The 17,608-nt window shown below is 64.5% G+C and carries 21 protein-coding genes; 17 read left to right on the forward strand and 4 right to left on the reverse strand.

Features of this window, described 5'->3' with window-relative positions; translation table 11 throughout:
• Window positions 1–7 precede the first annotated feature (7 nt).
• From hisB to coaA, 9 genes are all read left to right on the forward strand, one after another.
• On the forward strand, window positions 8–604 hold the full coding sequence (gene hisB, locus P9272_RS13445; RefSeq protein WP_278160903.1) for an imidazoleglycerol-phosphate dehydratase HisB: 597 nt from the start codon (window positions 8–10) through the stop codon (window positions 602–604).
• Window positions 605–608: 4 nt separating this feature from the next.
• Window positions 609–1,085 carry a DUF2628 domain-containing protein gene (locus tag P9272_RS13450; protein WP_128258555.1) on the forward strand — a complete coding sequence of 159 codons (477 nt, stop codon included), beginning with the start codon at window positions 609–611 and terminating at the stop codon, window positions 1,083–1,085.
• A gap of 1 nt (window position 1,086) precedes the next feature.
• Window positions 1,087–1,737, forward strand: coding sequence for an imidazole glycerol phosphate synthase subunit HisH (gene hisH, locus P9272_RS13455; protein WP_278160904.1), 651 nt, complete (start codon window positions 1,087–1,089; stop codon window positions 1,735–1,737).
• Between the two features lie 2 nt (window positions 1,738–1,739).
• Window positions 1,740–2,030, forward strand: coding sequence for a DUF1330 domain-containing protein (locus P9272_RS13460; protein WP_278160905.1), 291 nt, complete (start codon window positions 1,740–1,742; stop codon window positions 2,028–2,030).
• A 3-nt stretch (window positions 2,031–2,033) separates the two neighbouring features.
• The gene (hisA, locus tag P9272_RS13465) at window positions 2,034–2,780 is read left to right on the forward strand and encodes a 1-(5-phosphoribosyl)-5-[(5-phosphoribosylamino)methylideneamino]imidazole-4-carboxamide isomerase (RefSeq protein ID WP_278160906.1); all 747 of its coding nucleotides are present in this window, start codon (window positions 2,034–2,036) and stop codon (window positions 2,778–2,780) included.
• Window positions 2,777–3,616, forward strand: coding sequence for an arginase family protein (locus tag P9272_RS13470; protein ID WP_278160907.1), 840 nt, complete (start codon window positions 2,777–2,779; stop codon window positions 3,614–3,616). Before hisA ends, P9272_RS13470 begins: the two co-directional genes overlap by 4 nt.
• On the forward strand, window positions 3,613–4,407 hold the full coding sequence (gene hisF / locus P9272_RS13475; protein WP_278160908.1) for an imidazole glycerol phosphate synthase subunit HisF: 795 nt from the start codon (window positions 3,613–3,615) through the stop codon (window positions 4,405–4,407). The genes P9272_RS13470 and hisF overlap by 4 nt, the downstream gene beginning before the upstream one ends.
• A gap of 65 nt (window positions 4,408–4,472) precedes the next feature.
• On the forward strand, window positions 4,473–4,796 hold the full coding sequence (locus P9272_RS13480; RefSeq protein WP_278160909.1) for a phosphoribosyl-ATP diphosphatase: 324 nt from the start codon (window positions 4,473–4,475) through the stop codon (window positions 4,794–4,796).
• A gap of 79 nt (window positions 4,797–4,875) precedes the next feature.
• Window positions 4,876–5,835 (forward strand): type I pantothenate kinase, encoded by a 960-nt coding sequence (gene coaA / locus P9272_RS13485; protein WP_278160910.1) that lies wholly within the window; start codon window positions 4,876–4,878, stop codon window positions 5,833–5,835.
• A 37-nt stretch (window positions 5,836–5,872) separates the two neighbouring features.
• Here the strand turns inward: coaA and P9272_RS13490 are convergent, their stop codons facing one another.
• On the reverse strand, window positions 5,873–7,102 hold the full coding sequence (locus tag P9272_RS13490) for a glycosyltransferase family 87 protein (protein ID WP_278160911.1): 1,230 nt from the start codon (window positions 7,100–7,102) through the stop codon (window positions 5,873–5,875).
• A gap of 176 nt (window positions 7,103–7,278) precedes the next feature.
• Between P9272_RS13490 and P9272_RS13495 the strand changes: the two genes are divergently transcribed.
• From P9272_RS13495 to P9272_RS13505, 3 genes are read left to right on the forward strand one after another with little or no spacing between them, the layout of a single operon-like run.
• On the forward strand, window positions 7,279–8,316 hold the full coding sequence (locus tag P9272_RS13495) for a glycosyltransferase family 2 protein (RefSeq protein ID WP_278160912.1): 1,038 nt from the start codon (window positions 7,279–7,281) through the stop codon (window positions 8,314–8,316).
• Window positions 8,317–8,369: 53 nt separating this feature from the next.
• Complete coding sequence (locus P9272_RS13500; RefSeq protein ID WP_278160913.1) at window positions 8,370–8,804, forward strand: GtrA family protein; 435 nt, start codon at window positions 8,370–8,372, stop codon at window positions 8,802–8,804.
• Window positions 8,801–10,387 (forward strand): hypothetical protein, encoded by a 1,587-nt coding sequence (locus P9272_RS13505; protein ID WP_278160914.1) that lies wholly within the window; start codon window positions 8,801–8,803, stop codon window positions 10,385–10,387. Before P9272_RS13500 ends, P9272_RS13505 begins: the two co-directional genes overlap by 4 nt.
• Here the strand turns inward: P9272_RS13505 and P9272_RS13510 are convergent.
• The 3 genes from P9272_RS13510 to P9272_RS13520 form a co-directional block, all read right to left on the reverse strand.
• The gene (locus P9272_RS13510; protein ID WP_278160915.1) at window positions 10,354–11,010 is read right to left on the reverse strand and encodes an alpha-ketoglutarate-dependent dioxygenase AlkB; all 657 of its coding nucleotides are present in this window, start codon (window positions 11,008–11,010) and stop codon (window positions 10,354–10,356) included. The genes P9272_RS13505 and P9272_RS13510 overlap by 34 nt on opposite strands.
• Before the next feature lie 89 nt (window positions 11,011–11,099).
• Window positions 11,100–11,537, reverse strand: coding sequence for an alternative ribosome rescue aminoacyl-tRNA hydrolase ArfB (arfB, locus tag P9272_RS13515; protein ID WP_278160916.1), 438 nt, complete (start codon window positions 11,535–11,537; stop codon window positions 11,100–11,102).
• A gap of 83 nt (window positions 11,538–11,620) precedes the next feature.
• A complete protein-coding gene (locus tag P9272_RS13520) occupies window positions 11,621–13,231 on the reverse strand; it encodes a phosphoenolpyruvate carboxykinase (protein ID WP_128258569.1) in 1,611 nt (536 codons plus the stop codon).
• Window positions 13,232–13,573: 342 nt separating this feature from the next.
• On the opposite strand from P9272_RS13520, the gene P9272_RS13525 reads away from it, so the two are divergent.
• The 5 genes from P9272_RS13525 (at window position 13,574) to P9272_RS13545 (ending at window position 17,463) form a co-directional block, all read left to right on the forward strand.
• Window positions 13,574–14,275 carry a response regulator transcription factor gene (locus tag P9272_RS13525; RefSeq protein ID WP_095819116.1) on the forward strand — a complete coding sequence of 234 codons (702 nt, stop codon included), beginning with the start codon at window positions 13,574–13,576 and terminating at the stop codon, window positions 14,273–14,275.
• A gap of 166 nt (window positions 14,276–14,441) precedes the next feature.
• Window positions 14,442–16,133 (forward strand): sensor histidine kinase, encoded by a 1,692-nt coding sequence (locus P9272_RS13530; RefSeq protein WP_278160931.1) that lies wholly within the window; start codon window positions 14,442–14,444, stop codon window positions 16,131–16,133.
• Window positions 16,134–16,142: 9 nt separating this feature from the next.
• Window positions 16,143–16,604, forward strand: a complete 462-nt coding sequence (locus tag P9272_RS13535) for an HPr kinase/phosphorylase (protein WP_278160917.1) — start codon at window positions 16,143–16,145, stop codon at window positions 16,602–16,604.
• 164 nt (window positions 16,605–16,768) lie between these two features.
• A complete protein-coding gene (locus P9272_RS13540) occupies window positions 16,769–17,170 on the forward strand; it encodes a PTS sugar transporter subunit IIA (RefSeq protein ID WP_027166957.1) in 402 nt (133 codons plus the stop codon).
• Window positions 17,167–17,463, forward strand: coding sequence for an HPr family phosphocarrier protein (locus P9272_RS13545; RefSeq protein WP_278160918.1), 297 nt, complete (start codon window positions 17,167–17,169; stop codon window positions 17,461–17,463). The genes P9272_RS13540 and P9272_RS13545 overlap by 4 nt, the downstream gene beginning before the upstream one ends.
• Window positions 17,464–17,608: the final 145 nt, after the last annotated feature.

A 17,608-nucleotide genomic window follows, 5' to 3' on the forward strand; every position in this document is an offset into this window, starting at 1 on the left:
CAGAACGATGACGCGTTCCGCCGAAGTCAGCCGCAAGACCAAGGAAACCGAGATTTCGGTTTCGGTCCATGTCGACGGCAAGGGCAAAGCCGACATTTCGACCGGCGTCGGCTTCTTCGACCACATGCTCGACCAGCTGTCGCGGCATTCGCTGATCGACATGACGATCAAGGCCAAGGGCGACCTTCATATCGACGACCACCACACGGTCGAGGACACCGGGATCGCGATCGGCCAGGCGTTGAGCAAGGCTCTGGGCGAGCGGCGCGGCATTATGCGCTACGCATCGATCGACCTCGCCATGGACGAGACGCTGACCGGAGCGGCCATCGACGTGTCCGGCCGGCCCTTCCTGGTCTGGAACGTCGGCTTCTCGTCGCCGAAGATCGGCACGTTCGATACCGAACTGGTGCGCGAGTTCTTCCAGGCCCTGGCGCAGAATGCCGGCATCACGCTGCATGTGACCAACCATTACGGCGCCAACAACCATCACATCGCCGAGACCTGCTTCAAGGCCGTGGCCAGGGCGCTGCGCGCGGCTCTGGAGCCCGATCCACGCCAGCCCGACGCGGTGCCGTCCACCAAGGGTTCCCTGAAAGGATAGCCCTATGGCGATCTATGTCGTGATGCAGCCGCCGGCGGGCAGCGCGAAAGCCGAGGACGCAAGTTTCGTGCGCGACAGCTTCACCTGGCTGGGTTTCCTGGTCGCGCCGCTCTGGCTAGCCTGGCACCGGATGTGGATCGAGGCGGCTTTGACCTTCATCGTCATGGCAATCCTGTCGGTGGCCGGCGAGAGGCTCGGGCTCGAAGGGGCCGGATCGCTGCTGTCGCTGCTGGTCTCGCTCTATGTCGGCTTCGAAGGCCAGGACCTGCGCATCGCTTCGCTGCGCCGGCGCGGCTGGCGCGAATGGGGCGTGGTCGAGGCCGGCAGCCTCGTCGATGCCGAGACGCGCCATGCGCTCGAAACCGGCGAGGAGAGCGAGGAGCAGCCGGTTCTGCCGCGCATCGTGCCGGACGCATCGTTAGCGCGCCCGCCGCAAACCGGCATGGCGCTGGGACTGACCCATACGCCTGGAAGGCCCTGACATGCGGGTAGCCATCATCGATTACGGCTCGGGCAATCTGCGCTCGGCCACCAAGGCCTTCGAGCGCGCGGCGCGCGAGGGAGACATCGCCGCGACGATCGAGCTGACGGCCGACGCCGAGCGGGTGCGTTCGGCCGACCGCATCGTGCTGCCGGGTGTCGGCGCCTATGCCGACTGCGCCGCCGGCCTGCACGCGGTGCCAGGCATGTGGGAGGCGGTGGAAGAAGCGGCAATCGCCAAGGGGCGGCCGTTCCTCGGCATCTGCGTCGGCATGCAGCTGATGTCGGAACGCGGGTTGGAAAAGACTATCACCAAGGGCCTCGGCTGGATCACCGGCGACGTCAAGGAGATCAAGCCGTCCGATCCGGCGCTGAAGATCCCGCAGATCGGCTGGAACACGATCGAGCTTACGCGCGAGCACCCGTTGTTTTCCGGGATCGAGACGGGTCCGAAAGGGCTGCATGCCTATTTCGTCCATTCCTACCATCTGGACGCGAAGAACCCGGCTGAGCTGCTGGCGATCGCCGACTATGGCGGCCCGGTCACGGCAGCCGTTGCACGCGACAACCTCGCCGGCACGCAGTTCCATCCCGAGAAGAGCCAGGCGCTCGGCCTGGCGCTGATTACCAATTTCCTGAAATGGAGGCCCTGAAAATGAGCAGGAAGGGCTATTGGATGGCGATGATCGATGTCCACGATCCGGACGTCTACAAGCAGTATATCGAAGCGAATGCCGTCGCCTTTGCGAAATATGGCGCGAAATTCGCAGTCCGCGCGGGCCGCTACGAGAGTCCGGAAGGGCCGACCGGCAATCGTCACGTGCTGGTGGAGTTCGAGTCCTACGACAAGGCGACCGAATGCTATCATTCGCCTGAGTATCAGCACGCCTCGAAATTCCGGCTCGCCGCTTCGACCGGCTATTTCGTCATCGTCGAGGGCGCCTGACCCATGATCCTGTTTCCGGCAATAGACCTCAAGGACGGCAAATGCGTGCGCCTGAAACACGGCGACATGGCCACCGCCACGATCTACAACGAAGATCCCGCCGCGCAGGCCAAAGCCTTTGAGGATCAGGGCTTCGAGTGGCTGCATGTCGTCGATCTCAATGGCGCCTTCAAGGGCCAGAGCGTCAACAGCGCCGCGGTCGGCGCCATCCTGAAGGCCACAAAGAATCCGGTGCAGCTCGGCGGCGGCATCCGCACCTTGCCGCAAATCGAAGACTGGCTGGATCGCGGCCTGACGCGCGTCATCCTCGGCACCGTGGCGGTGCGCGAACCCGAACTCGTCAAGGAAGCGTGCAAGGCTTTTCCAGGGAAGATCGCTGTCGGCATCGATGCCAAGGGCGGCAAGGTCGCCGTCGAAGGCTGGGCGGAGGCGTCCGAGCTTGGGGTCGTCGAGCTAGCCAGGAAATTCGAGGGCGCCGGCGTTGCCGCCATCATCTACACCGACATCGACCGCGACGGCGTGCTGACCGGCATCAACTGGGATTCGACCATCGACCTCGCAGAGGCGGTTTCCATTCCCGTGATCGCATCCGGCGGCCTCGCCTCGATTGCCGACATCGTGCGCATGACCATGCCCGATGCGCAAAAACTCGAAGGCGCGATCTCCGGCCGCGCCCTATATGACGGACGTATCGAACCGGCCGAGGCGCTGGCGATCCTGCGCCGCGAGCGGGCGGAGGCAAGAGCGTGAACATTTCGATCATCCTGGCATCCTACGACAGCGGCCATTTCCACAGCGGATGCGGCCAGGGTCCGGACGCGCTGATTTCCGGCGGATTGGCCGATGCGCTGAAGCTTGCCGGCCACGACGTCGAGGTGAACGACATCGGCAAGGTAGTCGAGGACGAGGAAGAGCGCGAGATCGGTACCGGCTTTGCCGTCTGCAACGCCGTTTCGGGCGAAGTCCGCATGGCGCTGGACAAGAAGCGGTTTCCGATCGTGCTGGCCGGCAACTGCCTGACCGCCGCCGGTGCCGTGGCAGGTGCCGGCGCCGACGCCATCATCTGGGCCGACCAGCATGGCGACCTCAACACGCCGGAAACCACCATAACGGGCTTCCTCGACGGCATGGCACTGGCCACCGTGCTCGGCCTCTGCTGGCGGCCGATGGCGAACCATATCCCCGGCTTCAAGCCGGTCGATCCGTCGCGCTGCGTCCTTGTCAATGCGCGCGACCTCGACGCTGCCGAAATGAAACTGCTGGAAGAGCTGCCGATCATCCGGACCGAATGCCCCGACTGGAAGAGCGCGGCGCAGACATTGAAAGCCGACGGCGCACGCCAGGTCCACATGCATGTTGACCTCGACGTGCACGATCCCGAGAAGCTGCAGGCCAACCGCTACACCACGCCCGGCGGCCCGGCGCCGGAGCAGGTGCGCACCGCGATGTGCGGCCTCGCCGGCCCGCTCGCCATCGCTGGGCTCACCATTTCCGCCTACGATCCGGCCTTCGACCCCAAGGGCGACGTGCCGCCATTGGTCGGCGAACTGGTGGTAGAGCTGTTGTCCACCCTGGAACGCAAGTGATGCTGAAAGCCCGCGTCATCCCCTGCCTGGACGTCAAGAACGGCCGCGTGGTCAAGGGCGTCAATTTCATCGACCTCATCGACGCCGGCGATCCGGTCGAAGCCGCCAAAGCTTATGATGCCGCGGGCGCCGACGAGCTCTGCTTCCTCGACATCACCGCCTCGTCGGACAATCGTGAGACGATCTTCGATGTGGTCGCCAGGACGGCCGAGCAATGCTTCATGCCGCTCACCGTCGGCGGCGGCGTGCGCCAGGTGGCCGACATCCGCAAGCTGCTTCTGGCCGGCGCCGACAAGGTGTCGATCAACACGGCGGCGGTGAAGAACCCGGATTTCGTCACCGAAGCCGCCGACAAGTTCGGCAACCAGTGCATTGTCGTGGCCATCGACGCCAAGAAGGTGTCGGCGGCCGGCGAGGCCGAACGCTGGGAGATCTTCACCCATGGCGGTCGCGAGAAGACGGGCATCGACGCCGTCGAATTCGCCGCACGCATGGTCGATCGGGGAGCCGGCGAGATCCTGTTGACCTCGATGGACCGGGACGGCACCAAGGCGGGCTACGACATCGCGCTGACCCGCGCCGTCGCCGATGCCGTGCGAGCGCCGGTCATCGCTTCGGGCGGCGTCGGAACGCTCGATCACTTGGTCGAAGGCATACGCGACGGCCACGCGGGTGCCGTGCTTGCCGCCTCGATCTTCCATTTCGGCACCTACTCAATCGCCGAGGCCAAGGCATACATGGCCAGGGCCGGCCTGCCGATGCGGCTGGACTCGGCCTCGCCTCGGACTTAAAGCATGAAAAGCGGGAACCGGTTGTCGGAAAAGATCATGCTTAAACAAGCAGATAGATGACTGCTATGGCTCAATTTTCGCTCGCCGAGCTGGAAACGATCATTCATCAGCGCGCCCATTCCGGCGACCCGGACTCGTGGACGGCGAAATTGGTCGCCAAGGGTATGGACAAGGCGGCGCAGAAGCTCGGCGAGGAGGCTGTGGAAACCGTCATCGCCGCCATCCGCGGCGACAAGCAGGCCCTCGTTTCGGAAAGCGCCGATCTCGTATATCATTGGCTGGTCGTGCTCGGCATCGCTGGCGTTCCGTTGGACGACGTGCTCAAGGAACTCGAGAGCCGCACCAGCCGCTCAGGGGTTGCCGAAAAGGCGTCGCGGCCCAAGGCCTGAAAGAGGCGGATAAAGCATGGTGTCGCCCGAAAACCGCTTCACACTTTTCGGCATCATGCTCTAGGAGGCAGGAAACTCGATGGACCAGCTTGCTCCCACCGAGAAGTATTCCCCTTACCGTTTCTTCTCCGCCGAGCAATGGTCGCAGTTCCGCGCCGACACGCCGCTGACGCTGACCGAGGACGAGATCGATCGCCTGCGTTCGCTCAACGACCCGGTCGACCTCGAAGAGGTCAAGCGCATCTACCTGTCGCTTTCCCGCCTGCTTTCGGCCCATGTCGAGGCGAGCCAGCTGCTGTTCAGGCAGCGCCAGGCCTTCTTCAAGGCGCAGGACATCGTCAAGACGCCTTTCATCATCGGCATCGCCGGTTCGGTCGCAGTCGGCAAGTCGACCACGGCGCGCGTGCTGAAAGAGCTGCTGGCGCGCTGGCCATCGAGCCCCAAGGTCGATCTCATCACCACCGACGGCTTCCTGCTGCCCAACGAGATCCTGCGCCGCGAGAACCTCATGGAGCGCAAGGGGTTTCCCGAGAGCTACGATGTCGGCGCGCTGCTCAGATTTCTGTCGGGCATCAAATCGGCGCAAGGCAGCGTCCGCGCGCCGGTCTATTCGCACCTGACCTATGACGTCGTCCCCGGCGAGGTCGTTACAATCGACCGCCCCGACATCTTGATCTTCGAAGGCATCAACGTGCTGCAGCCGGGCAAGCTGCCGAAGGACGGCAAGATCGTGCCGTTCCTGTCCGACTTCTTCGATTTCGCCATCTATATCGATGCCGACGAGAAGCTGATCCATCAGTGGTACATCCAGCGCTTCATGCGGCTGCGCGAGACCGCCTTCCGCAATCCGGACTCCTTCTTCCACCGCTACTCGCAGCTTTCCGAGGACGCCGCGCGCGCCATCGCCGAGGGGCTGTGGGCCAACATCAACCTGAAGAACCTGCGCGAGAACATCCTGCCCACCAGGGCGCGGGCCGACCTCATCCTGCGCAAAGGCGCGAACCACCTGATCGAGGAAGTGGCGCTGAGGAAGCTTTGATCGGAGATGGGGAGCGCCGATGACGCGCGCCAATCGACTACGCCGCTGACGGCTTCGGGCGCGACTGCGCTCCTCGGCTTCGCACCCATATCGAGAAAAACATCCACCCGGCAAGAAACGACGGCACGAGCACGCCGATGTGGAAACCGGCATTGTTGAGGATATGCGCAACGAACGCGTAGAGCCAGCAGATGGCGAGGACGAGACGGGGCGGTCTCGAAACCATCGTCCACAGCAGCGCAGCCGCCACCGCCACAGCGATCGTGTCGTAGGTATAACCGTAGGGTGTGGCGAGGATCGCGAGAACTGCGGTGAGCACGACCCTTTCAGCATGCTCCACTTGGCGGCCCGGCCGCCAGAGCCAGACGACGGCGCCGATGGCGACGATCGTGGCAATCGCCTGCAGGCCATAAGCAGCCGAGACGCCGAAGCCGATCGCCCGCGCCGTAAAGAACACGGTCATGGCATTGGCGTGGTAGTGCTGGGGGAAGGGCGCTTCCATGATCCCGGTCATCAGTGGCCGGGTTTGCGTGTAAAACAGCGACCAGACATCGAAGCCGAAAAACAGGCCCGTGGCCACCGCCACAAGAGCCGCGGTCCCGGCGGCCGCGGCGATCGCTCGCCAATTGCCGCAGGCGAGCAGGCAGAAGGGGACGAGGATGCCAAGATGCGGCTTGATCGTCAGCAGGCCGAACAGGATCCCCGCCAACACCGGGCGCCTTGGTGCCGCCGCGAGGCCGCCGATCAGCAAGGCGGTCGTCAGCGCGCCGTTCTGGCCGAAGACCGCGTCCCAGATAACGGCGGGGCTCAAGACAATCGCCAGCTCGGCGGCTCCTCCCACCTTCAGGGGCCGGACCGCCAGCCACAGACACAGAACGGTGCCGAAGGTCCAGACCAGATAGGCGGGGAATATCGGCAGGGCCGCAAGCGGCGCGCCGATCAGCAGGATGCTCGGCGGATAGCTCCATTCCTGGTTTGGGAGATCTGCCCCGAACATGCCACGTAGCGCCGCCCGGTAGGCGTCGACGTCGAAAAGCGTGTCGACATGGCCGTCGAGCGCCATTCGCCCACCGGCCCAGAGATTGCTGAAATCCCAGTAAGGCAAGGTCTTCGAGAGCGCCGACAAGCCGTCCGGGCCAATGGTCCACAATCTGCGCAGGTAAAAGTCGGCCATGCCGAACCCGACAATAGATACGACGGTGACGATGGCCACTTCAAAGAGGCTTCGCGACCTGATGCGGCTTGGCTGCATGGCGACCTCTGTCATCGAGTCTGTTTAGCCCTGCGCCCTTAAGATCGCGTTGCCGCCGTCGTCAGCCGGCCCGGTCCCTCGCCATCGGGCAATGCGCCGTCGCCCCTTGTCGTGCCCCATAAGTTAACGGCACCTTAGGCAAATCCCATTAGTTTTCACTCCCAACTCCAGTGGGTGCTCGGGAGGCATCGGTGATCAATGCGGGCAATGCCGAGAGCCGCAAGGCCCCGGTCTATTCACTCGTCATTCCGATCTTCAATGAAGAGGCGGTGCTGCCGCTGCTGGTGCGCCGGGTCACAAACCTGCTCGATACGCTGGATGCGAGCGCCGAAGCCATTTTTGTCGATGACGGCAGCCGGGACACCAGCGTCATCTTCCTGCGCGGCATGGCCGCCGGGGAATCACGCTTCAAACTGATCGAGCTGTCACGCAATTTCGGCCACCAGATCGCGATCACCGCCGGCATGGACGCGGCCGCGGGCGACGCCGTCATCGTCATGGACGCCGACCTCCAGGATCCGCCTGAGGTGGTGCTCGATCTTATCGCCAAATGGAAGGAAGGCTACGAGATCGTCTATGCCCGCCGCATCAAGCGCGAGGGCGAGACGCTGCTCAAACGGCTGACCGCCAGCCTGTTCTACCGCGTGCTGGAGCAGATGACGTCCGTCACCATCCCGCGCGACGTCGGCGACTTCCGGCTCGTCGGGCGCAAGGCGCTTGAAACTTTCAAGCGCATGCCGGAGCGGGACCGCTTCGTGCGCGGCATGTTCGGCTGGATGGGCTTCAGGCAGGCTGAGGTACCATTCGAGCGGCCGGTGCGGGCGGCGGGCGAAACCAAATACCCGTTCTGGAAGATGGTGCGGCTGGCGGCGCACGGCATCATCAGCTTCTCCGACAAGCCGCTGCGGCTGGCCTTGTGGGCCGGCATTGCCGTTTCCGGCGCAGCTGCCTTGCTCGGCTGCTACGCCCTGTTCTCCTGGCTGTTCGTCAGCGGCACTGTCCACGGCTGGACGTCGACGGTGGTCATCATCTCCTTCCTGTCGGGCATCAACCTGTTCATGACCGGTGTGATCGGCCTCTATGTCGGCGGCATCCACGCGGAGGTGAAACGGCGGCCGCTCTATGTCGTCGACCGGTTGACCGGTTTCGAGGAAGCGATCGCCGCTATGAGCCGCTCCGAGGCAACGACGGGCAGGCAGCCCGCGTCGCTCGAACGCCGGTTCGGCTGACCGTGCGGCAACCAGCGACCCACCCCGAAGCGATCCTTGACAGGGCCGACGATATGGCCTTCGCGAGTGGTTGGTTCATCGCCTGGGCCATCCGCCGTTCGGAGTCCGCCCGCATCTTGAGGTTCGCTGCGATCGGCGGCCTGTCGACATTGACCTATGCGGTGCTCACGCTGGCGCTTTCGGACCGACATGGCCTCGGCATGCCGGTGACGTTCGCCTCGATGGCAGGCTACGGCGCCGGCGCGGTGTTTTCCTATTGTGGGCATCGTATCGTGACGTTCATGTCGGATGGCGCGGTCGGCTTCGAAATCCCGCGCTTCGCCGGCGCCACCGCCATCGGGTTCCTGCTCTCGTTCGCGCTCGCCGCAGTGCTCACCGATCTCGGCGGCCTTTCTCCCTCGGTACCGGTGGCGCTGTCCTGCGTCCTGGTGCCGGCGCTGAATTTCGTGTTGCTTCGAAAATTCGTTTTCGCGGCGGCCTGCCCATGAGCATGTCGGAACAGGTCGCGACCGCGACGCGGGACAATGCCATGGCAGGGGTCGCCTTCCCGTCCGCGCGAACCGACTATGTCGGGTCTGTCGCCACTTTTGTTATTCTCCTGGCCATCGCAATTCTATGGCAGGTGCGCTGGGGAACGATCCCCGACACGAGTTGGCTGATCATCATCTGCGAGCGGGTGCTTTCGGGCGAGCGGCTCTATACGCAGGTGCAGGAGGTCAATCCCCCCTTCAGTGTATGGCTCTATCTGCCGCCGGTGGCCATGGCGAGGATTCTCAGCCTGGCGCCGGAAATCCTTATCCAGGCCTGGACTTACCTCATTGCATTGATCGGTGTCTGGTTTTCCGGCGCGATCGTCGGACGAGCGGGATTTCCCGAGAGGGCCAGCCTGTCTGCTCTCGGCCCCGCCTTTTTCGCAGTGCTGGTGATCTTCCCCGGGAACGTCTTCAGCCAGCGCGAGCACCTCGGCGTCGCGCTTTTCATGCCTTTGCTGGCGCTTCACGCCTGGCGGGCGCGCAAGGACGCCGAGGCCATGCCGGGCGCCGCCATCGCGGTTTTTGCCGGCCTTTGCGGAAGCGTCCTGCTGCTAGTCAAACCTTACTATGCAGTGATGGTGCTGGCCTCGGCCTTGTTCGTCGCGACGCATCGGCGCAGCCTAAAGCCCATCTTCGCGCTGGAGCACTGGGTCATCGGCGGCATATGCATTGCCTATCTGGTCGCCGTCGTCCTGGTGTATCCGGAATTCCTGCGCGACGTTTACCCGCTGCTGGTCGACCTTTACGCGAAAAGCGGCGTCTCTGCGCACGTCATGGCCTATTACGGCTGCGCCTGGCTTTTCCTGGGGTTCCTCGCATTGTGGTGCTGGCCGGTCGGCCGGTTCCCGGAACTGGCCGCTGTAACGCTGGCGGCATCGGCGGCCGCGTTGTTGCCGCTCTTCTATCAAGCCAAGGGCTGGCCCTATCACGCTTATCCCGCGCTTTCCCTGGCTGTCGCGGCCAATCTCTGCCTGCTTGCCCTGCCACGAGTGAAACGCCAATCGGCGGGGCTGCTCCCCTATCTGGCGTATCCGCCGCCGGCACTGCTGTCGCTGGCGATCATGACCGCCTTCGTCTTGAACTGGGTCACGCAAAAGCCGGACGGCGCATTGGTGAGCACCATTCGCGCGGCTGTTGTTGAACCAACCGTCGCCACCATCAGTCCGGATCTGGATACGGCGCATCCGCTGAGCCGCATGATCGGCGGGCGATATGTTTCAGCCGGAGCCAACGACTGGGTTGGGCAGGATGCAACGACCCTGTACCTGCAAGCCGCCCGCAGCGGCGACGCTGTCCGCGCAGCGCGTTACGAGGCGATCATGACGCGCTATGCCGAAGACAAGCGCCGGGCATTCGACCGCCTCCGTCCGGATCTCATCATCTTCAAGAAGGACGACGGCCCCTGGACACACCAGCTGATCGAGCATTTCGGCTTCGATCGGTTCCTGACCGGCTACCGCGTGCTCTTCGAACGAGGACGCCTTCGTATCTATCTGCGCAACGACTATGTGAGACCCGATCCGCCACCGGCAGGCTGAACAGGCTCCGCCGGCACCGTCACCCGTCGCAGCGTCAGATTGATGCGACCGCCATTCTTCAACAGCGCGGATGTCGCGGGATAGATGCGGTCGACGCCATGGAAGGCGAGGCGTCCCTCGCCGCCGAGCACGACGACGTCGCCGCTCCTCAGCCTGAACGATTTCGTGCCGCCTTCGCGGGTGGTCTGGCCGACCCGGAACAGGCAGTCGTCGCCCAGCGAGACCGACACCACGGGCGCCGCGAAATCCTTCTCGTCGCGGTCCTGGTGCAGGCCCATCTTGGCATCGGCCGTATAGAAGTTGACGAGGCAGGCCTCGGGGGGATGCGAGTAGCCCGAGACTTCGCGCCACAATTGCAGCAGCGCCTCGGGGATCGGCGGCCAGGGCTCGCCCGTAACCGGATGCGTCGGCTGGTAGCGATAGCCGCGCTCCTTGTCGGTCACCCAGCCAAGCGCGCCGCAATTGGTCATGCGCACGCTCATCTCCTTGCCGGTGCGCGGCATGGAAGGCACATAGAGGGGCGCCGCCTGCACCACGCGCCGGATCTCCTCGACCAACGCTTCCTGGACGGGGCGCGCGAGGTAGCCGGGCATATGGCGGACGCCGTTGGGCAGAACGAGCATGGGCCGATCCTGTTGACCGGCCCAAGCATGCCATCTGCAAATGAAAACGGCGACCCGAAAGCCGCCGCCCGTGTTCCGGTATGTTGTTTTCAGTCGTTCTCGACGCGACCGCGCAGCTTCTTCACCGTCGACCGGCCTGCCTTGCTCTTGAGGCGGCGCTCCACGGCGCCTTTGGACGGCCTCGTCTTCTTGCGCGGCGGCGGTGGCGGCTCGGCCGCCTTGGCGACCAACGCGGTCAGTCGCGCCCGCGCGTCGGCCCGGTTCTGCTCCTGCGTGCGGAACCGGCCGGCCTCGATGACGATGACGCCGTCCTTGGTGGCGCGCTGGCCGGCAAGCTTGATCGCGCGGGAGCGGACCCGCTCGCTGAGGCCCGAAGCGTTCGCCGCGTCGAAGCGCAACTGCACGGCGGTGGCCACCTTGTTGACGTTCTGGCCGCCCGGACCGGACGAACGGATGAAATCCTCGTGCAGGTCGCCTGCGCGGATGACCGCTTCGCCGGAGATAATGATGTCGTCGTCGCTCGCCATGCACGCACTCATGACGCGACGGCCGCAAAAAGAAAAGCCCGGTGTGAGCCGGGCCCTAAAGTTGAAGATGCTGGAGGTAGCGCTTATTCGGCCGCCTCCTGCAGCCGCGGCGCGGCGCCCAGGATGGTGGCGTCGACATGGCGCTCGAACTTCTCGAAATTGGTCGCGAACATGTTGACCAGCTTCGCCGCCTGGCGGTCGTAACCGGCCTTGTCCGACCAGGTCGAGCGCGGGTCGAGGATGGCGCCGTCGACGCCCGGAACAGACACCGGCACCCCGAAGCCGAAATTGGCGTCGGTGCGGAACTCGGCCGACTTCAAGGAACCGTCGAGCGCGGCGCCCAGAAGAGCGCGCGTCACCTTGATCGGCATGCGGCGACCGGTGCCGTAGGCGCCTCCCGTCCAGCCGGTGTTGACGAGCCAGCAATCGACCTTGTGCTCGGCGATCAGCTCGCGCAGCAGATTGCCGTATTCGGAAGGATGGCGCGGCATGAAGGGCGCGCCGAAGCAGGTCGAAAAGGTCGCCTCCGGCTCGGTGACGCCCTTTTCCGTGCCGGCGACCTTGGCGGTGTAGCCGGACAGGAAGTGGTACATCGCCTGCGCCGGGGTCAATTTCGCGATCGGCGGCATCACGCCGAAAGCATCGGCGGTCAGCATGATGATGTTCTTCGGATGGCGTGCCCGGCCGGTCTTCGAGGCATTGGGGATGAAGTCCAGCGGGTAGGCGCAGCGGGTGTTTTCGGTCAGGCTGCCATCATTGAAATCCGGCACGCGGCCGGCATCGAGCACGACATTCTCCAGCACCGTGCCGAAGCGCTGCGTGGTGGCGAAGATTTCCGGCTCGGCCTCGGCCGACAGCCGGATCGTCTTGGCGTAGCAGCCACCCTCGAAATTGAAGATGCCATGCGGACCCCAGCCATGCTCGTCGTCGCCGATCAGCGTGCGCGACGGATCCGCGGAGAGCGTCGTCTTGCCGGTGCCGGACAGGCCGAAGAAGACGGCCGCGTCGCCGGCCGGGCCTTCATTGGCGGAACAGTGCATGGGCATCACGCTCTTTTCCGGCAGCAGGTAGTTCAGCATGGTGAACACCGACTTCTTCATCTCGCCGGCATAGGACGTGCCGCCGATCAGCACGATCTTGCGGATCAGGTCGACCGCGATCACCGTTTCGGTGCGGGTGCCGTGACGCGCCGGATCGGCGCGGAAGGACGGCAGATCGATGATCGTCATGTCCGGGAGGAAGCGGTCGAGCTCGGCGGCTTGCGGGCGGATCAGCAGGTTGCGGATGAAAAGCGAGTGCCAGGCGAATTCGGTGACGACCCGGGTCGGCAGCTTGAGGTCGGCGTCGGCGCCGCCAACCAGGTCCTGGACGTAGAGATCCTTGTCCGCCGCGTGGGCGCGGAAGTCGGAAAGCAGCGCCTCGAACTGGGCGGGCGAGATCGCCTTGTTGTTGTCCCACCAGACATGCGGCTCGGTCGCCTCCTCGCGCACGACGAATTTGTCCTTCGGCGAACGCCCGGTGTGCTGGCCGGTCTCGGCGAGCAGCGCGCCCTGCGCAGTCAGCCTCGCCTCGCCGCGCCGCATCGCTTCCTCGTAGAGTTCGGCCGCGCCGAAATTGTAGCGCACCATGCCCGTGGTCTTCAGGCCGATCGCGTCAATAGCGCAGTCGGAGTTGCGTTTGCCGGCTTCCGACATCAAATTTCCTCTCTGGATTTGGCCGCATGTGACGGGTGATTTCCCGGAGCCCGCGCCGGGGCTACCAAGGTTCAGAACCAGAAAAGCCGAATGATATCAAATCATTAATCGATTTAAAAAAATTGAAAGTTGTTTAAATCGTTTATATGTGCAAAAAACTGCAGAGGTTGCCCAAAGGATTGGCAGGCTTGCCTCGTCCAATCCCGTTATAGGTGCGATGCTGTGTAGCGGCAGGCCGCCCGTGACTTCGGACAGGGCCCGTGCCACATTTTGTACCCAATTTGTCCTGCAAAAGCCCCTTCTCGACGACAGAAGGGACAGCTCATGAGGGAGCCGCTTGAAATGGCAACAATCGCGCTTGTCGACGACGACCGCAACATTCTGACCTCGGTGTCGATCGCGCTCGAATCCGAGGGCTACCGCGTCGAAACCTACACCGACGGCGCGTCGGCGCTGGAAGGCCTGGCGGCGCGGCCGCCGAACCTCGCCATCCTCGACATCAAGATGCCGCGCATGGACGGCATGGAACTGTTGCGCCGCATGCGCCAGAAGTCGGACCTGCCGGTCATCTTCCTGACGTCGAAGGACGACGAGATCGACGAATTGTTCGGCCTCAAGATGGGCGCAGACGACTTCATCCGCAAACCTTTCTCGCAGCGGCTCCTGGTCGAGCGCGTGCGGGCGGTGCTGCGCCGGACCAGCGCCCGGGAGGCGGCGGCCAAGGCGCCCGCCCAGCAGGCCCGCTCGCTCGAACGCGGCCAACTGGTGATGGACCAGGAACGCCATACCTGCACCTGGAAGGGCGAGCCGGTGACGCTGACCGTGACCGAGTTCCTCATCCTGCATTCGCTGGCGCAGCGCCCCGGCGTGGTGAAAAGCCGTGATGCGCTGATGGATTCTGCCTATGATGAGCAGGTCTATGTCGACGACCGCACCATCGACAGCCACATCAAGCGGCTGCGCAAGAAGTTCAAGGCCGTCGACGACGACTTCGAGATGATCGAAACCCTTTACGGAGTCGGGTACCGGTTCCGCGAAGCTTGAGGTAATGCATGTCGCCCGAAGCCGTATCCGGGTTTTGGGGCGCGCATAGGAACGGACCGGGAGCTGCTATTCGATGGCAGTGGAAGTAGAGCGAGGCAGACGGGCGGGCGCGGCAAGGCGTCCGCCGCGGATCGTGCCCGCCTTCGTGTCGAAATTCACGGTGCCGATGCGCCGGTTTCTCGGCCATCACATCTTCTCCAGCCTGACGCGGCGCATCCTGTTTCTCAACCTGGCCGGCCTTGCCGTGCTGGTGACCGGCATCCTCTATCTCAACACCTTCCGCGACGGCCTGATCGACGCCCGCGTCGAGAGCCTGATGACGCAGGGCGAAATCATCGCCGGCGCGATCGCTGCCTCGGCGACGGTGGAAACCGATTCGATCAGCATCGACCCGGAAAAGCTGCTCGAGCTGCAGGCCGGCGAGAGCCTGGGGCCTGGGTCGGACCAGCTCGACAATCTGGACTTCCCGATCAATCCCGAGCGCGTCGCGCCGGTGCTCAGGCGACTGATCTCGCCGACGCGCACCCGCGCCCGCATCTATGACCGCGACGCGAACCTCCTGCTCGATTCCCGGCATCTCTATTCGCGCGGCCAGATCCTGCGCTACGACCTGCCGCCCGTCGACGATGAACAGCCCGGCCTCGTGGAGCGGGTCGAGAAGTTCATCTTCGACTTCTTCCGCAACAAGGACCTGCCCGTCTACCACGAGCAGCCCGGCGGCAATGGCGCGGCCTTCCCTGAGGTGGTCAAGGCGCTGACCGGCAGCCCTTCGACCATCGTGCGGGTGAGCGAGCAGGGCGAGCAGATCGTCTCCGTCGCGGTGCCGATCCAGCGCTTCCGCGCCGTGCTGGGTGTGCTGATGCTGTCCACCGAGGGCGGCGATATCGACAAGATCGTCGCGGCGGAGCGCAAAGCCATCCTGCGCGTGTTCGGCGTCGCGGCGCTGGTCACCGCGATCCTGTCGATGCTTCTGGCGTCCACCATCGCCAACCCGCTGCGGCGGCTTTCCGCCGCGGCCGTCCGGGTGCGGCGCGGCGTCAAGAACCGCGAGGAAATCCCGGACTTTTCCGACCGGCAGGACGAGATCGGCAATTTGTCCATCGCCGTGCGCGACATGACCAATGCGCTTTACGCGCGCATCGAGGCGATCGAAAGCTTCGCCGCCGACGTTTCGCACGAATTGAAGAACCCGCTGACATCGCTGCGCAGCGCCGTCGAGACGCTGCCCTTGGCGAAGAACGACACGTCTCGTGCGCGTCTGATGGAGATCATCCAGCACGACGTGAAGCGGCTCGACCGCCTGATCACCGACATCTCCGACGCCTCCCGTCTCGACGCGGAGCTGGCGCGCGAGGACGCCGGAACCGTGGACCTGAAGAAGTTCATAACCGATCTGGTCGCGGTCTCGCGCGAGACCACGCGCAACAAGAAGGCCGTCGAGATCGAGCTCAAGGTGGCCAAGCTGCCGGCCGGCGCCAAGGGCTATTTCGTTGTCGGCCATGACCTGAGGATCGGCCAGGTCATCACCAACCTGATCGAGAACGCGCGCTCCTTCGTGCCCGACGAGCACGGCCATATCGCGATTTCATTGGCACGCGCGGGCAAGTTCAACATCATCACCGTCGACGACAACGGCCCGGGTATCCGGGCCGAGAACATCGACCGCATCTTCGAGCGCTTCTACACCGACCGGCCGGCCGGCGAGGCGTTCGGCCAGAACTCCGGCCTCGGGCTGTCGATCAGCCGCCAGATCGTCGAAGCGCATGGCGGCACGCTGACGGCAGAGAACATCCCCGGCACCAAGCCCGGCGAGATCAAGGGCGCGCGCTTCGTGGTGACGCTGCCGGCGGAAGGCTGACGCCAGGCCGTGCCGGACACCGCCGCGAAGCCCCAGAATATCCACGGGACGGCCATCCTGATCGGCGAGCGCGGCCTGCTGATCACCGGGCCATCGGGCGCCGGCAAGACGACGCTGGCGCTGGCGCTTGTCGATCATTGCCGAACCCGCGGCATGTTTTCCCGGCTGGTCGGCGACGACCAGCTGTTAGCCACCGCGCATGACGGCCGGCTGGTGTGCCAGGCGCCGGCAAGCATTGCCGGCCTTTGCGAGGTGCACGGCATCGGACCGCGGCCGCTGGCCTTCGAGCCGGCCGCCGTGATCGACCTTGTCGTTCGGCTGGTCGAGCCGGCCGATATGGCGCGGTTGCAGGACGAAGCCACCGAGACGATCGACGGTTGCCGGCTGCCCCGCATCGACATCGCCCGGCAAAATATCACCGCCGCGCTACCCATGCTGATGGCGCGGCTGCCGATCCCGCCTTTTTCATGATCCGGCCCGGGTTTTTTGCTGCGATGCGTCAAAATGGCCCAAGCCGCCGCAATTTTGGGCTTGTCAACCGGCCGTGCGTCGACAAGATAGCGCTCCCGCCGCCTGGAATGGCTGGCGAACATAATATACGCCTGTGAAGCGGCGATGACGGGAGCCACCAGAGAATGATCGGACTCGTGCTCGTGACGCACGGTCAACTCGCCACCGAGTTCCGGCATGCCGTAGAGCATGTCGTCGGGCCGCAAGACAATTTCGAAACCGTGGCGATCGGCGCCGACGACGACATGGAGCAGCGCCGGGCCGACATTGTCGATGCGGTGGCGCGCGTCGATACCGGCGCCGGCGTCATCGTGCTCACCGACATGTTCGGCGGCACGCCGTCCAACCTCGCCATCTCTGTGATGGAATCCGGCCGCACCGAGGTCATCGCCGGCATGAACCTGCCGATGCTCATCAAGCTCTCCTCGATCCGCAAGGGCGACAACATGGCTGCCGCGCTCGACGAGGCGCAGGCCGCCGGCCGCAAATACATCAACGTCGCCAGCCAGCTCCTGAGCAGCAAATGAACGCACCGGCGCCGCAGACGGATGAGGTTGTGCGAGAATTCCCGATCATCAATCAGCGCGGCCTGCACGCGCGCGCTTCAGCGAAATTCGTCCAGGTCGCCAGCGGCTTCGACGCCACCATCCATGTCGAGAAGGACGGCGTGAAGGTCGGCGGCACATCGATCATGGGCCTGATGATGCTGGCGGCGAGCCCGGGCTATTCGATCCGCGTGATCGCCAGCGGCCCGGAAGCCGTGCCGGCCATGGATGCGCTGGAGCAACTGGTCGCGTCGCGCTTCGGCGAGGAAATCTAGGTCCCGGCCTCACATCCCGCGCTTCCAAGATATGCGCGCATAAAGATTTCTTTATGTCCCATTGTCGGATGGCGGCCGATCTGCTAGTCAGGCCGGCAACCGCGCCCTCTCACGCGCCTCCCGGCGCCGGCGCGCTTTTGTGAGA

It is taken from the genome of Mesorhizobium sp. WSM4976 (assembly GCF_029625685.1).
Classification (GTDB): Bacteria; Pseudomonadota; Alphaproteobacteria; order Rhizobiales; family Rhizobiaceae; genus Mesorhizobium.

What these genes read in the sequence shown, in the direction of transcription:
- hisB (WP_278160903.1), top strand. Translation starts at nt 8, where the DNA reads ATGACGCGTTCCGCCGAAGTCAGCCGCAAGACCAAGGAAACCGAGATT.
- P9272_RS13450 (WP_128258555.1), top strand. Translation starts at nt 609, where the DNA reads ATGGCGATCTATGTCGTGATGCAGCCGCCGGCGGGCAGCGCGAAAGCC.
- hisH (WP_278160904.1), top strand. Translation starts at nt 1,087, where the DNA reads ATGCGGGTAGCCATCATCGATTACGGCTCGGGCAATCTGCGCTCGGCC.
- P9272_RS13460 (WP_278160905.1), top strand. Translation starts at nt 1,740, where the DNA reads ATGAGCAGGAAGGGCTATTGGATGGCGATGATCGATGTCCACGATCCG.
- hisA (WP_278160906.1), top strand. Translation starts at nt 2,034, where the DNA reads ATGATCCTGTTTCCGGCAATAGACCTCAAGGACGGCAAATGCGTGCGC.
- P9272_RS13480 (WP_278160909.1), top strand. Translation starts at nt 4,473, where the DNA reads ATGGCTCAATTTTCGCTCGCCGAGCTGGAAACGATCATTCATCAGCGC.
- coaA (WP_278160910.1), top strand. Translation starts at nt 4,876, where the DNA reads ATGGACCAGCTTGCTCCCACCGAGAAGTATTCCCCTTACCGTTTCTTC.
- P9272_RS13490 (WP_278160911.1), bottom strand. Translation starts at nt 7,102, where the DNA reads ATGACAGAGGTCGCCATGCAGCCAAGCCGCATCAGGTCGCGAAGCCTC.
- P9272_RS13500 (WP_278160913.1), top strand. Translation starts at nt 8,370, where the DNA reads ATGGCCTTCGCGAGTGGTTGGTTCATCGCCTGGGCCATCCGCCGTTCG.
- P9272_RS13505 (WP_278160914.1), top strand. Translation starts at nt 8,801, where the DNA reads ATGAGCATGTCGGAACAGGTCGCGACCGCGACGCGGGACAATGCCATG.
- P9272_RS13510 (WP_278160915.1), bottom strand. Translation starts at nt 11,010, where the DNA reads ATGCTCGTTCTGCCCAACGGCGTCCGCCATATGCCCGGCTACCTCGCG.
- arfB (WP_278160916.1), bottom strand. Translation starts at nt 11,537, where the DNA reads ATGGCGAGCGACGACGACATCATTATCTCCGGCGAAGCGGTCATCCGC.
- P9272_RS13520 (WP_128258569.1), bottom strand. Translation starts at nt 13,231, where the DNA reads ATGTCGGAAGCCGGCAAACGCAACTCCGACTGCGCTATTGACGCGATC.
- P9272_RS13525 (WP_095819116.1), top strand. Translation starts at nt 13,574, where the DNA reads ATGGCAACAATCGCGCTTGTCGACGACGACCGCAACATTCTGACCTCG.
- P9272_RS13530 (WP_278160931.1), top strand. Translation starts at nt 14,442, where the DNA reads ATGCGCCGGTTTCTCGGCCATCACATCTTCTCCAGCCTGACGCGGCGC.
- P9272_RS13540 (WP_027166957.1), top strand. Translation starts at nt 16,769, where the DNA reads ATGATCGGACTCGTGCTCGTGACGCACGGTCAACTCGCCACCGAGTTC.
- P9272_RS13545 (WP_278160918.1), top strand. Translation starts at nt 17,167, where the DNA reads ATGAACGCACCGGCGCCGCAGACGGATGAGGTTGTGCGAGAATTCCCG.